General features: G+C 47.0%; 18 protein-coding genes. 17 read left to right on the forward strand and 1 reads right to left on the reverse strand.

All coding sequences use genetic code 11. From position 1 onward, the window contains the following. Nucleotides 1-10 precede the first annotated feature (10 nt). From B5F87_RS16760 to B5F87_RS16795, 8 genes are all read left to right on the forward strand, one after another. A complete protein-coding gene (locus B5F87_RS16760) occupies nt 11-289 on the forward strand; it encodes a DUF5720 family protein (RefSeq protein WP_087283100.1) in 279 nt (92 codons plus the stop codon). Between the two features lie 23 nt (nt 290-312). Beyond that, a complete protein-coding gene (locus B5F87_RS16765; protein ID WP_087283102.1) occupies nt 313-504 on the forward strand; it encodes a hypothetical protein in 192 nt (63 codons plus the stop codon). Nucleotides 505-568: 64 nt separating this feature from the next. Then, nucleotides 569-1,459, forward strand: coding sequence for a DUF6017 domain-containing protein (locus B5F87_RS16770; RefSeq protein WP_087283104.1), 891 nt, complete (start codon nt 569-571; stop codon nt 1,457-1,459). A 202-nt stretch (nt 1,460-1,661) separates the two neighbouring features. Then, nucleotides 1,662-1,907 (forward strand): NUMOD3 domain-containing DNA-binding protein, encoded by a 246-nt coding sequence (locus B5F87_RS21600; protein ID WP_219718878.1) that lies wholly within the window; start codon nt 1,662-1,664, stop codon nt 1,905-1,907. Between the two features lie 91 nt (nt 1,908-1,998). Continuing rightward, nucleotides 1,999-3,288 (forward strand): group II intron reverse transcriptase/maturase, encoded by a 1,290-nt coding sequence (gene ltrA / locus B5F87_RS16780; RefSeq protein WP_087283108.1) that lies wholly within the window; start codon nt 1,999-2,001, stop codon nt 3,286-3,288. A 182-nt stretch (nt 3,289-3,470) separates the two neighbouring features. After that, a complete protein-coding gene (locus B5F87_RS16785) occupies nt 3,471-3,779 on the forward strand; it encodes a hypothetical protein (protein ID WP_021659633.1) in 309 nt (102 codons plus the stop codon). Further along, on the forward strand, nt 3,776-4,087 hold the full coding sequence (locus tag B5F87_RS16790) for a CD1845 family protein (RefSeq protein WP_021659634.1): 312 nt from the start codon (nt 3,776-3,778) through the stop codon (nt 4,085-4,087). The genes B5F87_RS16785 and B5F87_RS16790 overlap by 4 nt, the downstream gene beginning before the upstream one ends. Before the next feature lie 53 nt (nt 4,088-4,140). After that, complete coding sequence (locus B5F87_RS16795) at nt 4,141-4,569, forward strand: hypothetical protein (protein WP_044992668.1); 429 nt, start codon at nt 4,141-4,143, stop codon at nt 4,567-4,569. 80 nt (nt 4,570-4,649) lie between these two features. Here B5F87_RS16795 and B5F87_RS16800 read toward each other — a convergent pair whose 3' ends face one another. Further along, a complete protein-coding gene (locus B5F87_RS16800; RefSeq protein WP_242964544.1) occupies nt 4,650-4,853 on the reverse strand; it encodes a helix-turn-helix domain-containing protein in 204 nt (67 codons plus the stop codon). A 178-nt stretch (nt 4,854-5,031) separates the two neighbouring features. Here B5F87_RS16800 and B5F87_RS16805 point away from each other — a divergent pair, with 178 nt between their 5' ends. The 9 genes from B5F87_RS16805 to B5F87_RS16850 all read left to right on the forward strand — a co-directional run bounded on the left by B5F87_RS16805 (nt 5,032) and on the right by B5F87_RS16850 (nt 15,290). Further along, nucleotides 5,032-5,508 carry a hypothetical protein gene (locus B5F87_RS16805; RefSeq protein WP_087283110.1) on the forward strand — a complete coding sequence of 159 codons (477 nt, stop codon included), beginning with the start codon at nt 5,032-5,034 and terminating at the stop codon, nt 5,506-5,508. Between the two features lie 75 nt (nt 5,509-5,583). Next, entirely contained in the window at nt 5,584-6,996 is a 1,413-nt protein-coding gene (locus tag B5F87_RS16810; RefSeq protein WP_087283112.1) for a relaxase/mobilization nuclease domain-containing protein, read from the forward strand. A 284-nt stretch (nt 6,997-7,280) separates the two neighbouring features. After that, nucleotides 7,281-8,351: an AraC family transcriptional regulator gene (locus B5F87_RS16820; RefSeq protein ID WP_087283118.1), complete on the forward strand. Its 1,071-nt coding sequence runs from the start codon at nt 7,281-7,283 to the stop codon at nt 8,349-8,351. Between the two features lie 107 nt (nt 8,352-8,458). Beyond that, on the forward strand, nt 8,459-9,064 hold the full coding sequence (locus B5F87_RS16825; RefSeq protein WP_087283120.1) for an MptD family putative ECF transporter S component: 606 nt from the start codon (nt 8,459-8,461) through the stop codon (nt 9,062-9,064). Nucleotides 9,065-9,073: 9 nt separating this feature from the next. After that, nucleotides 9,074-9,745, forward strand: coding sequence for an energy-coupling factor transporter transmembrane component T (locus B5F87_RS16830; RefSeq protein ID WP_275532342.1), 672 nt, complete (start codon nt 9,074-9,076; stop codon nt 9,743-9,745). Then, nucleotides 9,745-11,226, forward strand: coding sequence for an energy-coupling factor ABC transporter ATP-binding protein (locus tag B5F87_RS16835; RefSeq protein ID WP_087283123.1), 1,482 nt, complete (start codon nt 9,745-9,747; stop codon nt 11,224-11,226). The genes B5F87_RS16830 and B5F87_RS16835 overlap by 1 nt, the downstream gene beginning before the upstream one ends. A 122-nt stretch (nt 11,227-11,348) precedes the next feature. Continuing rightward, nucleotides 11,349-13,157: an ABC transporter ATP-binding protein gene (locus B5F87_RS16840; RefSeq protein ID WP_087283125.1), complete on the forward strand. Its 1,809-nt coding sequence runs from the start codon at nt 11,349-11,351 to the stop codon at nt 13,155-13,157. Beyond that, the gene (locus B5F87_RS16845) at nt 13,150-14,898 is read left to right on the forward strand and encodes an ABC transporter ATP-binding protein (protein WP_087283127.1); all 1,749 of its coding nucleotides are present in this window, start codon (nt 13,150-13,152) and stop codon (nt 14,896-14,898) included. The genes B5F87_RS16840 and B5F87_RS16845 overlap by 8 nt, the downstream gene beginning before the upstream one ends. A 20-nt stretch (nt 14,899-14,918) precedes the next feature. Further along, nucleotides 14,919-15,290 (forward strand): metal-dependent transcriptional regulator, encoded by a 372-nt coding sequence (locus B5F87_RS16850; RefSeq protein ID WP_073261157.1) that lies wholly within the window; start codon nt 14,919-14,921, stop codon nt 15,288-15,290. Nucleotides 15,291-15,474: the final 184 nt, after the last annotated feature.

Genomic DNA, 15,474 nt, shown 5'->3' on the forward strand with positions numbered 1-15,474 from the left:
GGAGTTGCCTATGAGGGATATTTCAGCCAGGGAGCTGAAAGGACATAACATTCTCGCCGTAGAGCGATTTCGGGATGAGACCCGATGGATGATCGAGTTCTCCGTCCGCTCTCCCCGCGCCGCCTATGGCAGCCCCGGCGATGAGATGCGCCTGTTTTTGACTGAGGATGGCTATCAGGCCGCTCTTTTGAGCCAGCAGCGCCGGGAAATCAAGATTAAGCGGTACGCCCACATTATCGAGGGGCATATCCTCGGCTTCAAACCGAAAAAACACCGCCGTCACTCGTAAACAAGCACCCAGGAAAGAAAGGAATGAATATGTGTACAATAAAAAGCATCCAGGATGCCATCCGGGAGTGCTGCCAGTCCCAGCACGATATGGAGCCTATTGAAATTGACCAGATTGTTGATAACCTTCCGTTTTTCAAGGAGAAAAGCCTGTTTGACGCACCGCCGTTGCCCAAGCCGCCTTATGGCCGTAGAAAGCGGACCCGCAGCAACTGACCGCCGCAATTCGTTTTGGATTGCGGCTTTTTTCATGCCCTGAGAACAGGAAGGAGTGAAGCTAATGGCCGTATTTCGCATTGAACGGACCAGAGATTATACCGTAATGAGCAATCATCACCTGCGCAATAAGGCGCTGTCGTTGAAATCCAAGGGGCTTTTATCCATGATGCTGTCCCTGCCGGATGACTGGAACTATACCACCCGTGGCCTGGCGAAAATCTGCAAGGAGGGCGTGGACGCTATTGGCGGGGCGCTGCGGGAACTGGAACGGGAGGGCTACATCGTTCGCCATCAGCTGAGGGACGCCCAGGGGCGCATCAGCGACACTGAGTATGTGATCTATGAACAGCCACAGCCCAAAGCGCCGGATATTCCTTCACCGGATACGGCTGCACCAGATACGGATTCACCAGGTACGGAAAACCCGTATCTGGATAAACCGGATACGGAAAAGCCCGCAGAATTAAATATAGAGAAATCAAATACTCAAAAATCAAATACTCAGGGATCAAGTACCGATTCCATTCCCTTCCGGGAAACTGCGGCGGGAAACCCGCCGGAACGGAAAGGACGGGATGCGATGTCGATGGAGGAAATGCAGAATTATAGGGAATTGATTCTGGAGAACATCGAGTACGACTACCTGCGCAGCCAGTTCGCCACCTACCGGGAGGACCTGGACGAGATCGTGGAGCTGATCGTTGAGACGGTCTGCGCCAAACGGAAAACCACCCGGATCGCCGGTGCGGACTTCCCCCATGAGGTGGTACGCTCCCGCTTTTTGAAGCTGGACAGCGGACACATTGAGTTTGTCATGGAGTGTATGCGTAAGAACACCACGGAGGTCCGCAACATGAAGCAGTACCTGCTGACGGTGCTGTTCAATGCTCCCACTACCATCAGCAACCACTACACGGCGCAGGTCAACCACGATATGTACGGCGGCTGGTAAGCAGCCGCTTTTCTATTGCGGTGTGTCCAGCAAAGCTGGACCACACTAGCCGGTGCAAGTCCGGTCACAGTAATCGCCAGTGAGCTGTGTAGCTAAACTCGGTGCGTTGCAGTAATGCAGGGTACTAAGCGAGTGGATAAAGTAGCCTCGATAAGAGGAGCGAGCAATCATGCAGACCGTAACATAAAGTGAATTCTGCCGTATCGTTAAAAAGGTCTCGAAAGAGAGCAAAGAGAAGTTGAGTCCTGCGAATATGGGCGAAAACCATGGAACGTGTGAAGAAACTGGAAAGCAGCACGGAAGAATCTCTCGGTATAGAGGAAGCGGTATGTATGAAAAGTGTGGTTCGGAACTGGAGAGACCCTACCCATCACCGAAGGGTAAAGAGAAAGCGTATAAGCTTGGCGAAATCGTATTTCTGATGGGAGGGAGTCGGAGAGGAACATAGTACCGATAATGGCTGTGCAAGAAAACGCAGTCTATGGGAAGGTTCCTTACTTCATTCATGTTTGTAGAGAGGGTAAGAGTGAGAGAATGTCATGCAGACTAATAACTCCAAGGAAAAAGTTCGACAACTTCAAAACAAACTATATCTAACAGCCAAGAAATGTGCTAGCCGAAGATTTCATGCACTATACGATAAAGTATACCGGGATGATGTACTTTTCGAGGCATGGAAACGGGTAAAAGCTGATAAGGGTTCCAGTGGAGTGGATGGTATCGGAATTGAGGATATTGAAGCGATAGGAATTGAGAAATATCTGACAGATATAAAAGCAGAACTGGCGGACGGCAGATACAAACCGTCCCCAGTAAAGCGGGTGATGATACCAAAGCCAGACGGAAGTAAAAGACCCCTTGGAATACCAACGGTCAAAGACAGAATCGTGCAGATGGCTGCAAAGATAGCTATAGAGCCAGTTTTTGAAGCAGATTTTAGAGACTGCTCCTATGGCTTCAGACCCAAAAGAAGTGCTAAGCAGGCGCTTGAAAAAGTCAGAAAAGCATGTAACAACAAAGGCTACTATGTAGTAGATGCAGATATTGAGAAATTCTTTGACAATGTAAACCAGGACAAGCTGATGGTGTTAGTAGAACAGAGAATATCAGACCGGAGAATACAAAAGCTGATAAGGCAATGGCTGAAATCAGGAGTATTATACGGGAATATACTGACAATCTCTGAACTGGGCACAAGTCAGGGATCAGTTATATCTCCGTTACTGGCAAATATCTACCTGAACACACTGGACAGATTGTGGGAAAAGTATGGACTCACCCACGGTATTCTTGTGAGGTACGCAGACGATACAGTAATCATTTGCAAAAATAAGAAAAGTGCAAACCATGCACTGAACTTATTGCGTTACATCATGGCAAAACTGGACTTAAAGCTGCATCCAAAGAAGACGAAGATTGTCAGCATGTGGGATGGAAAAGAGGGATTTGATTTTCTCGGAATGCATCACAGAAGAATGACAACGGAAACAAGCAAAGGACAACTGTATAAGGAAACATATCAGTATCCAAGCAGAAAAGCCATGAAGAAAATGAAAGCAGAAATCAAAAGGAATGTAAACAGCCGAAGTCTGCTGGTAGCAAAAGAGGAAGATTTAATAAAGAATCTGAACCCGAAAATCACAGGGTGGAAGAATTACTATTCTACCAAGACAAACGAAAGGTGGATGCAGACGCTCGACTGGTACATTATCTGTACTTTTACAAGATGGTATAACAAGAAACACCAAAGGCGTAACCATATGTCAAAGGTGGGATTTGTTAGAAATAGCATTTACGAAAAAGGATTAAAGAAAATGGCTAGAGCATGACGTAATGCTGTAGAAAGAAGAATGTCGGAAAGCCGTGTGAGGGAGAACCTCATGCACGGTTTGATGAGGGGAAAGAGGGCCAAAGCCCTCTAACCTACTCTACCCCGTATCCTTGCGATTTGTGTGCGCTTGCATGATAATAGATTCCAGAAAAGAGACTGCCGCAAAGGAGTGAGAAATCCATGCAGACCTTTGAGAAGGTGTTAGAGATCTTCCGGGATTACCTGGACTGTGACCTGGAGGAAGAAGTGCTGCAATGCAGGCGGGGCTATCTCCGGGTAACATGGAACGGGGATTCGCCTTACTGCGTAGATGGCGTCCTTTGCCGGACGCCGGAGGAACTGTTTGATCTGCTGCTGGAAGATTGTCTTGGATTTGAGGAAATTCAACTCACCGGCGGCCGCCGCGATCCGAACCGAGGCGATGAGGCCGCACTGGAGCAGCTGCGCCAGAGCTATCTGGCCCAATACCGAAAGGGGGAACCGAAATGAAGGGAGTTTTATTTTTACTGAAGCTGTTGTTGAAGATAGCTGTCGCGCCAGTGATTTTGGTGCTGACCCTGTTTGTCTGGCTCTGCACCGGTCTGGTCTATGTCTCCGGCCTGGTTCTGGGGCTTGTCAGCATGGTGCTGGGCCTTCTGGGTGTGGCGGTGCTGATTACCTACTCGCCGCAGAACGGACTTATCCTGCTTGTACTGGCGTTTCTGGTCAGCCCCTACGGACTGCCCCTGGCAGCCATCTGGCTGTTGGGAAAGGTACAGGATTTGAAGTTTGCCATTCAAGATTTGATTTATGGCTGATTTTTCAGAAAGTCCGTGATATGATGGTAAGGAAAGCGGGGGAAAAGATAAGAATGAATGATAAGGAACTGATCGGCAAGATACACTCCGCCATATACCACCAGTGCCAACGCCGTGGCTATGTGGCTCCAGTGGATGTAATGATGGAGATCGGCGTCCTGCCAAAGCAGAAATATAAGGACTGGCGCTTCGGGCGTGTGGACTACCTGGAACGGGTCTGTACGGTGAATTTGCGCAAGCTCTCTTTTATCATGCACCAGATGCGGGTTTACGCCCAAAAGACTGGATTGAAGCCATCTTTCTGTTATTACAAACGATGGGACGTGAAAAAGAAAAACGGACAGGGGCATAAACCGGTAATCCCACTTCGGTTCAGTAAAAGCGGAGACCCGGAGATTGAGAGACGGTACGCCACGCACTTTGTGGACACAAAACAGGTGGAACGCCTGAAGGAACGGCAAAATACGGAAAAGCCAGATTAGTAAGGACAGCTGCTGTGGCTGTCCTTATTTTTCTCTGGAGACAACAACGGCTGCCGAGGACTTCAATTTTCTCGACAGCCTTATTTTTTGAAACGGACAATATCGTTCGGTGTGCATCCGATGATGTCACACAACTTCTCCATTGTGAGCAATGTAATGTTTTTGTTCTTCTTCAACGAATCAAGCGTTTTATTGTCGATCCCGTTTTGCAGAAGATAATATTGCGTGATATTCCGCTCCCTCATCGTTTCCCAAAGCGGGCTGAAATCAATCAAACAGTCCACCACCTTTTTCCCAGATTTTCTATGTAAATTATAGGGTGGCTGGCCTGAAATCAGTATTGTGGATATATCCACAATAACGTATAATATCATTGTACGCAGGAAAGCTGCTCCTTATCCTCTCGCTTGTCATACCGAGTGCTGGACAGCTTTTATAGCCTGCAGCAGGAGGAAAATGTCTATGAGGATTGAAAAAAGGTTTTACGATCTGGCGAAAGCACAGTGGGACGAGATTGAAAAGGAAGTTCGTCAGGAGGAAGAAAGCCGTACAGAAGCGGAACGGGAAATCGAGAGGTTAAAAACCAGGAAAGAATTGCAGGAAATCTATCGGAAGGGAGAAGAATACGCCAGCAAATGGAAACGGCTCCCCGATGAGAAACAGATACAACTCTTTCATAAAATCACGGAGCAAGCTCTGTGGATGGCTGAATCTATCAGCTGCAATATTATCGTGGAGGAAAAGGAAAATTCCCTGGGGAAAATCATTCTGGAATCAGGGTGCTTTGTCCTTCCCTCGTTAGGGAACCGAGCAATCCATAAGGTGTTTTCTAATCTGTTTTTAGCGGCAAACGATGCCTGTGTGGATATATCTATCATCCGCTGGTCTATGCAAGATAGAGTTCTGCTTCTGGCTCTATCAGGAAGTACCGGCCAGTAAGGCTACATAAAAATCAAACACAAATTTACGGACAGCCAAAAACGGCTGTCTTTTTTTGAAGGGAGGTTTATGAACATGGCTACGACCCGCATCATGCCGCTGCACGTTGGCAAAGGCCGCACGGAGAGCCGTGCCATCAGCGACATCATCGACTATGTGGCAAATCCACAAAAGACAGACGGCGGCAAGCTCATTACCGGTTTTGCCTGCGATGGCTGGACCGCTGACGCCGAGTTCCTTTTGGCAAAGCGCCAGTACATCGCCGCCACTGGCCGGGTCCGGGGCAAGGATGATGTGATTGCCTATCATGTGCGGCAGTCTTTTGTGCCGGGCGAGATCACCCCGGAAGAAGCCAACCGGTTGGGCGTTGAATTTGCCAAGCGGTTCACCAAGGGCAAACACGCCTTTGTGGTCTGTACTCACATCGACAAAGCCCACGTCCACAATCATATAATATGGAGTTCCGTCACTCTGGACTGTGATCGGAAATTCCGCAACTTTTGGGGCAGCACAAAAGCTGTCCGGCGGTTGAGCGATACCATCTGTATCGAGAATGGATTGTCTATCGTGGAGAATCCAAAACCTCACGGAAAAAGCTACAACAAGTGGCTGGGCGATCAGGCGAAGCTCTCCCATCGGGAGCAGCTGCGTATGGCTATCGACCAGGCGCTGGCGCAGAAACCCGCCGACCTGGATGCGCTGTTTCTGCTGCTTCGTGATGATGGATGTGAGGTATCAAAGCGTGGAAAATCTTACCGGCTAAAGCTGTCCGGCTGGGACAAAGTGGCCCGGCTGGACAGCCTGGGTGAAGGCTACACTTTGGACGATCTGCTGGCGGTCCTCTCCGGTCAGAAAGAGCATACGCCTCGGAAGAAATCCGCTGTGCAAACCGCCCCACCGAAGGTCAATCTGTTGGTAGACATTCAGGCAAAACTCCAGGCCGGGAAAGGTGCCGGATATGCCCGCTGGGCCAAGGTGTTCAACCTGAAACAGATGGCGCAGACCATGAATTTTCTGACCGAGCATAACCTTCTGGACTATGCTGTGCTGGAGGAAAAAGCGGAGGCAGCAACAGCACGCCACAACGAGCTGTCTGCCCAAATCAAGGCAGCGGAAAAGCGCATGGCGGAGATTGCCGTACTGCGTACCCACATCGTAAACTATGCCAAGACCCGTGAGACCTATGTGGCCTATCGGAAAGCAGGTTACTCAAAGAAATTTCGTGAAGAACATGAGGCGGACATTCTGCTTCATCAGGCCGCCAAAAACGCCTTTGATGATCTGGGCGTTAAGAAGCTGCCCACCGTCAAAAGCCTGCAAGCGGAGTACGCCCATCTGTTGGATGAAAAGAAAAAAGCCTACGGAGAATACCGACGCTCCCGCGAAGAAATGCGGGATCTTTTGACGGCTAAGGCGAATGTGGATCGTATTCTAAATATGGAGGCGGAACAGGATGCCGAAAAGGAAAAAGGCCACGGCCAGCGATGAGCTGGTCATGGTCAAAAGCGTTCGTGGAACGCGCAGCCGCAGAATGAAATTCTGCGTTCAAAGGGGCTTGGGGGTATCCCTCAACAAGCAGCGCCAGGGAGCCGTGGCTATCCTGGGGCATTGCTTGCCAGATTTATCTTTCAGGAATTGATTTATACCTAATCCTACCCGGAAACAGAGGATTTCTCATCTATTTCTTTTTGCAGGAAAACATTTGACAGCGCTCTTTATCGCGCCTATACTGAAAACAGTTAGATACAACAAACCAAAAGGAGGCGTGGGTAGTGCTTACCTTTGAAAAACAAGCACTCTCTGGCGTGATTGAGCTATTATCACAGCCGGAATTGCCAGATGAATTTGAAGGGACGAAACTATATGGCTCCCCGGAAGAAGCCAAAGATGAATTACGTCAGGACTGTAAAATATTCAGGCTGTCGAATGAAACAGGGTATGGACGAATTACTGTTTATCAGATTTTTCCTGGTATTGAGCTTTACTACAACGATATGCACATAGGATATTGCAACCAAAACCAGATTACCGCAAAAAACATGATAGAGATCAACCATTGTTTAATCGGGCGCTTTGAGTGTAGTTTTGGCGAAAATAGCTGCTGCTATATGGCGGAAGGTGACCTGTCTATCAGTTCTATGATGAAGAAAAAGTCAAACTCGTGTTTTCCGCTGAACCACTATCACGGCATTTCCATTATCATTAATTTGGATGAGCTGTTGCCGGAGGTGCGGCGAATTATGGAGCTACTAAATATTGATCTGCACTACATACAAAAATATATATGCGAAGGCAACCGCTGCTGCATCATGCGGGCTAACCCGTCTATTGAACATATTTTTTCGGAACTCTATCATGTCCGTGAAAAAAGAAAACCGGGATACATGAAAATTAAAATGCTGGAACTGCTCCTGTTTTTAAGTGACCTCAATACGGCAGAAGAAGTTTTGCAGACGGATTATTTCAACCAAAATCAAGTTGCCTTGATTAAGGCAGTAGCATCATATATAACGGAGGATTTAACGACACACCACACGATCGAGCAGCTCTCTCAAAAGTTTAAGATTTCTACAACATCGCTGAAAAAATGCTTCCGGGGTGTCTATGGAACCTCTGTTTATTCCTATCTCCGTACCTACCGGCTTCAAGTCGCTCAAAAGCTGCTGCTGGAGACAGAGTTATCAGTGACGGAGATTGCAAGCAAAATTGGATATGAAAATCCGAACAAATTCACTTCTGCCTTCAAGGGAACGTATGGCTGCTCTCCAACAGAGTTCAGAAAGAGTGTCCGTTTGGATAGAAGCGGTCTATATGGAGTGGCGAAGAAGTCTGAGCTATATTAAACTATCCTTTGTCAGATAAAAGCAGAAAGAACGCTTGAAGCTGGCCTATTTTTTGAATAGCTGGTTAGATAGTGCTAACTTTCTAAAAGACAAAGGAGGATTTCCAAATGGGAAATGAAAAATCGACAGGTAACAAATATACTGTCAAAGATGCGGCTATCATCGGTATCTTCTGCGCGGTCATGTTCGTTGTATTTATGGTTTACTCAACCCTGACCGGCGCTTCTCTGTTCTACTCCATGATTTTCAATGCCGCTGGCGCAGCACTTATCCTTGCTCCGTTTTATGTTTACATGTGCATGAAAGTCGGCAAGCATGGCCCTGCCCTTGTCTACAATATCATGTGGGCGATTATTGCTGGACTGATGATGGGGCCGTTTATGATTCCGTGGTTTTTGGGCGGCGGTATCATTGCAGAACTTTCCATGTGCGGAAAAAATGCTTACCATGACATTAAGCGTGTGTCTATTTCGTGGGTAATCACAGCGTTGGTTCGTGCTGCACATGGTATGTCAGAAATCTGGTTTTTCAGAGATGCGTTCCTCGCCACTGGTGTCAGCGAGCAACAGGTTCAGGTTCAGACCCAGTATTACACTGATCCGAAGTATGTTATTTTGAGCCTGGCTGTCACCGCTATTCTGGCCGTTCTCGGCTGTATGATTAGCAATAAACTGATTGTGAAGCACTTCAGAAAGAGTGGCGCGATTAAATAAGCTATGAACATGAAATTTGATTTCCGAACCAAATTGCTTGTCATAGTTCTCACTATGTCGCTTGTGGCGGTGCTCACAAGCGACATTTTGATATACACGCTTTTGGGAGTTTTAAGTGTGTATCTGATTATTCAGGGCTTTGGCAGGCAGACTATAAAATATTTGATCGTCTGCGGTGTTTTTATTGTACTGCGGCTGATTTCAGGAGGACAAGGCATTACGATTCTTATGCCGGAAATGTTCTTGTTCATGGTGCTTCGTATTTTAATGATGGTTATGGCGGCGCAGCCTGTGATTGGTATGCCACCAGGAGAAGTAGTGGCCGTTTTCAAGAAAATCCATGCTCCCGATGGAATTGCTTTACCCGTGACTTTTATGCTGCGCTTCTTTCCCACCGTCCGTAGCGAGTTTTCCGATGTTTTTGCCGCCCTTCGGCTGCGGAAACTACTGTCATGGAAACACCCTCTGGACGCGATGGAGTATATTGTTACACCTGTTATTTTCCGCTCGTCCAGAATAGCAGAAGAACTTGCTGCTTCTGCCGAAAGCAGAGGAATATCCAATCCGGGGAAACATACCTGCCGCAGAAAGATAGAATTTCAAAAACAGGATTGGATTATGTGCGTGATTGCTGTTTGCGTAACAGCGCTCTATTTTGTGCTGGAAAGGACGGTAGCGTAATGGAAAATTTCAAGACAAGACGATCCGTTATCCAGTTTGAAGATGTATCTTTTGAATATCCGGGAGCGGAAACAGAAAGTATCCATCATATTGACCTTGATGTAAAAGAAGGCGAGTTCCTTGTACTGACTGGCGGAAGTGGCTGTGGAAAGACAACACTAACACGGCTGATAAACGGATTAGCTGAACAATTTTACGAAGGGACGATGAAAGGGCGCATCACATTGTTGGGGCAGAGCATATCTGAATATCCTCTGTATGAAATCGGGAAAAAAGTGGGCTCGATTTTTCAAGATCCCCGGAGCCAGTTTTTTGCCAGCATTACAGAGGATGAAATTGCATTCGGTTGTGAGAATTACGGCGTTCCTTATGAGGAATTGGATGGGCGGGTTTCAAATGCTATCAAACGCATTAACGGAGATATGCTACGCGGGAAAGAAATTTATCCCATGTCCAGCGGTGAAAAACAGAAAATAGCGGTGGCCTCCGTCAACGCTGTTAATCCGGAAATTTATGTGTTTGACGAACCATCGGCCAATCTGGATATGTATTCTGTTGAGGCGCTGAAAAATCTGATGCGTGAGCTGAAATCAGAAGGTCACACAATCATTGTTGCTGAACACAGGCTTTATTATCTTACTGGCCTTGCAGACCGCTTCCTCTACATGGAAAACGGGAGCATAAAAGAAGAATGGACACCTGAAGAATTACTTTCCATGCCGGAGGCAAAAAGACAAAATATCGGAATAAGGGCAGCGGATTTACGCCACATTGAAGTAGGCATTCCTTCCAGAAAAGAAACGGATGTGACTTTGGAAGTAAAGGGGCTGGCCTTTTCCTACCGTAAACATCCGGTTTTCCATGATATATCTTTTCAGGCGTATGCCGGTGATCTGATTGCGATTGTAGGCCATAATGGGATAGGAAAAACCACTTTGTCAAACATTCTTTGCGGAATGCAAAAAGAAAAAGCAGGACAGATTTTATATAACGGGAAAGATGTTCCGAAAGGCAAACGAAAGAACTTTGCCTATTTTGTTATGCAGAATACAGATTGCCAGTTGTTTGGGGACAGCGTAGAGGAAGAATTGCTCTTGAACGGAAAAGGCAGTACGCAGGAGCAGAGGGATGATCTGCTGAAAATGTATGGTCTGTTTGAGTGGAAAGAAAGGCACCCGGCTACCCTTTCCGGCGGGCAGAAGCAACGGCTCACTCTTGCTGTATCTGATTGGATAGATACACCCATTTTGATTTTAGATGAACCCACCAGCGGTCTTGATTACAAAAATATGGTGCGAATATCCGAGCATTTGAAGGCACTGGCTCAAAAAGGAAAGACAATTTTAATCATTACCCATGACTATGAATTTGCCTCTATGACTTGTAATCGAGTTCTTCACTTCATTGATGAAGGTCATGCAGAAACATTTCCCTTGCAAGGAAGTCTGCCCCGGTTATATTCCTGTCTCATGTGTCAGTGAGTTATGTGTCTGATTGGATAGGCGCGCCCTGTATGGAGTGGCAAAAACAACTGAATGATTTTATGATAATAGGTGAGTTAGAAAAGGCTAACCCGCCTATTATTGCGAAAGGAGCCTTGCTTATGGATAAGCAAAAAAATGGAGAGCTGTCCAGAATGTTCAGTTACGCAGGGAATTACCATGTTCTGACCATTTTGGGCTGTGTCCTCTCCGGGATTAGTACCATTTTGTCTATGCTGCCTTTTGTTTGTATATGGCTTGTTATCCGTGATTTGATCCAGGCATTCGCTGCGGGGGATATATCTCTTGCAACGGAAAGTACTCGTTATGCGTGGATAGCAGTCGTGTTTGCAGCAGCAAGTATTTTAATTTATTTCATCGCTTTGAACTGTACCCACCTGGCGGCGTTTCGTACAGCGACCAATATGCGGAAAACAGCAATTCACCATATTGTGACACTGCCGTTGGGCTATTTCAGACAAAATGCCAGTGGACGGCTGCGGAAAATCATTGATGATAATGCAGGACTTACAGAAGGGTTCCTGGCCCATCAGCTCCCGGATTTGACCGGTGCAGCCGTCATGCCGGTTGCGGTTATTGTTTTGATTTTCCTCTTTGACTGGCGGCTGGGAATTTGCTGTCTGATACCTATGGGGATCAGCGTCATCTTTTTGAAACAGATGATGGGTGGAGATAATGCACAGTTTATGGGCAAGTATATGACCGCATTGGAAACAATGAACAAAGAGGCCGTGGAATACATTCGCGGTATCCCTGTTGTAAAGGTGTTTCAGCAGACAATTTACTCCTTCAAAAATTTCCATGCAGCGATAGAAGAATATGAGAAATTTGCTTCCGGGTATGCTTTGAAATGTCGTATTCCTCTTACCGGATTTACAGTAACGCTGAACGGCACATTTGTTTTGCTCATTCCGGTGGTTATGTTTATTCTATCTGGGATCAGCGGACAGGCGGCTTATGAAAATGTTGTACTGGATTTCCTGTTTTATAGTCTGTTTACCCCGGTCTGTGCAACTATGATGAACCGTATCATGTTTGCCAGTGAGCAGCTTATGGCCGCAAAAAGCGCAGTCAGCCGAGTGGACGAAATTTTGCAGGAAAAGCCATTAAAGGAGCCGGAGCATCCTATGATTCCGGCAGACGCTTCGATTGTGTTTTCGGATGTATCTTTTTCCTATCCAGGTGCCCAAGAAAAAGTCTTAGACCATATCAGCTTTGTGGTTCCAGCAGGGAAAACGGTTGCGCTTGTTGGAGCTTCTGGCAGTGGTAAAAGTACGGCGGCAAGCCTCATCCCCCGATTTTATGATGTTCAGTCAGGTTCCGTTACGATTGGCGGCGTGGATGTCCGCAATATTGAAAAACGAGAACTGATGAAAAGAGTTGCTTTTGTGTTTCAGAATACCCGTCTGTTCAAAGATACCTTACTTAATAATATTAAGGCGGCCCGTCCAGACGCCACCAGGGAAGAAGTGATGAAAGCGGCCAATGAAGCACAGTGCAAAGATATTATTGACCGGCTCCCGGATGGACTTGATACGTTCGTTGGAACAGGAGGTACTTATCTTTCAGGCGGCGAAAACCAGAGGATTGCGTTGGCAAGAGCAGTCTTAAAAGATGCTCCTATTATCGTGCTTGACGAAGCCACAGCATTTGCAGACGCCGAGAACGAACATCAGATACAGCTTGCCTTTGAGCGGTTGACCCAAAATAAAACTGTTCTGATGATAGCCCACCGGCTTTCTACGATACAGGATGCAGATCTCATTCTGGTCTTTAAGGATGGACAGATTGCAGAAAGGGGAACACACGAAGAACTATTAAACTTAAATGGAATTTATTCCTCCATGTGGAAGGATTACCAGACATCGATTGCATGGAAGGTCGGAAAGGAGGGCGAACAGCATGATTAAAGCATTGAAGAACAAGTATGCGTTAAGCGATCAGGGTGCAAAAGACCTGCTGAAAGGAATTATTTATTCCGTACTGGCAAATATCAGTCTTATGTTTCCGGTTATTCTTCTGGCCATCGTCCTCAATCAACTTCTTGCGCCTGTTTTGGGAACGAATGCACCGGAAATCAGCGCCATCGTTTATACGGTGATTGGAATAGTGATTTTAGCCGTTGTTTTTATATTCCACTATTGCCAGTACACTGCAACATATCTCGGAACCTATGACGAAAGCGCAAGGCGGCGCATTGGTCTTGCGGAAAAATTGCGTACTCTTCCGCTGACCTTTTTCCATCAGCGCGATCTTGCTGATCTGACAAGCACCATTATGGGGGACTGTGCAAATTTTGAACACGCATTTTCCCATACAGTTCCGCAATTCTTTGGAGCTGTTATCTCAACTGGTATTGTTTGTATTGGTCTGTTGATCTTCAACTGGCAGATGGGGCTGGCGCTTCTCTGGGTAGCTCCGATTTCCTTTGCAATCGTAATCCTGTCCCGGAAATGTCAGGAAAAACTTAGCAAAAAACACATGAACGCCAGATTAGAACTGGCCGAAGGCATTCAGGAATGTTTGGAAACCGTACAGGATATAAAAGCCTGCAATCAGGAGGAAGATTATCTCCGCAAACTGGATGCGAAGATGGATGCTGCGGAAAAGGCACAGATTTCCTCTGAAATGACGACAGCAAGCCTGCTGACAACTGGACAGATGTTCCTGCGGCTCGGTTTGGCAACGGTAATTGTTGTGGGTAACAGTCTTGTGGTAAATGGAGATACATCCCTGTTTACCTATATCCTGTTTTTGATTGCTGCTTCCCGCCTGTATGATCCGCTTTCCGGGGCAATGGCAAATATGGCAGAGCTGTTTTCCGTACAGCTTCAAGTGAACCGCTTGAAAGAAATTGAAAATTACCCGGAAGAAACCGGAGAGAAAGAGATCCGTACAAACGGATACGATATTACTTTCGACCATGTCCGGTTTTCTTACGAAAAAGGCAAACCAGTGCTGCGGGATGTTTCGTTTACCGCAAAGCAGGGACAAGTCACAGCATTAGTCGGCCCATCTGGTGGAGGCAAAAGTACCGTTGCAAAGCTGGCGGCAAAATTCTATCCGCTGGATGGAGGAAGAATACTTTTAGGCGGAACCGATATTGCCCCACTCAATTCAACCATGCTGATGAAAAATTACTCTATCGTTTTTCAAGATGTCGTACTTTTTAACAACACCATCATGGAGAATATTCGTGTTGGCAAGAAAGACGCTACGGACGAAGAAGTGATTGCCGCAGCGAAAGCGGCTCAGTGTGATGAATTTATTTCAAAATTGCCGGACGGCTATCAGACGGTGATCGGAGAAAACGGTTCAACATTATCTGGCGGTGAGTGCCAGCGCCTTTCTATCGCCCGCGCTCTTTTGAAAGATGCTCCTGTTATTCTCCTGGATGAAGCTACTGCCTCTCTTGACGTAGACAATGAAACAGAAATCCAAAATGCAATTTCAAAGCTGGTCAAGGGAAAGACGGTTCTTATTATCGCCCATAGAATGAGAACAGTTGAAGCTGCTGATAACATCGTCGTGCTGTCGGATGGCATTGTAGTCGAAAATGGAACCCATGAGGAACTTATGAAGGAAAACGGGCTATATCACAGGCTGGTCGATTTGCAGACGGCTTCTGCAAATTGGAAGTTAAGTGTTTAGCTTGCAATAAGGAGGTACTGATGAAACTTCATGCGTCCGGGGAAGATTATCTGGAAACCATCCTTGTTCTCCAAAAGAAACTCGGTATGGTACGCTCCGTAGATGTGGCCCGGCACATGGAGGTGTCAAAGCCAAGCGTGTGCCATGCAGTGGCTACCTTGCGGGACGGCGGCTTTCTCACAATGGACGAAGATCACTTTCTCCATCTGACCGATGTAGGCCGTGAGGTTGCCGAAAAAATCTACGAGCGCCATTGCTTCTTTACCGAGCAGCTTATCGCCGCAGGCGTTGACCCCAGGATTGCAGAGGCCGATGCCTGTCGAATTGAACACATCATCAGCGATGAGAGCTTTTCGCGGCTGAAAGAGGCAGCCGCACAAGAGCAAGAATAAACCGAATAAGCCAAGCTATCCTGCCCCGCCAGACGGGGAAAGAAAAAAACCGTTGCAGGGCAGGTAGCTTCGTGCGCCCATAATGGATTTTCAGGGTACTGCGGCGGTTTTGAGTAACATCAAGGCCGCCGTTCCCTATGCCCTCGACAAAGGAGTGACGCCTATACGCTGACACGGCGGCTTT

Source organism: Eubacterium sp. An3, from assembly GCF_002159465.1.
Taxonomy (GTDB): Bacteria; Bacillota; Clostridia; order Lachnospirales; family Lachnospiraceae; genus Anaerobutyricum; species Anaerobutyricum stercoris.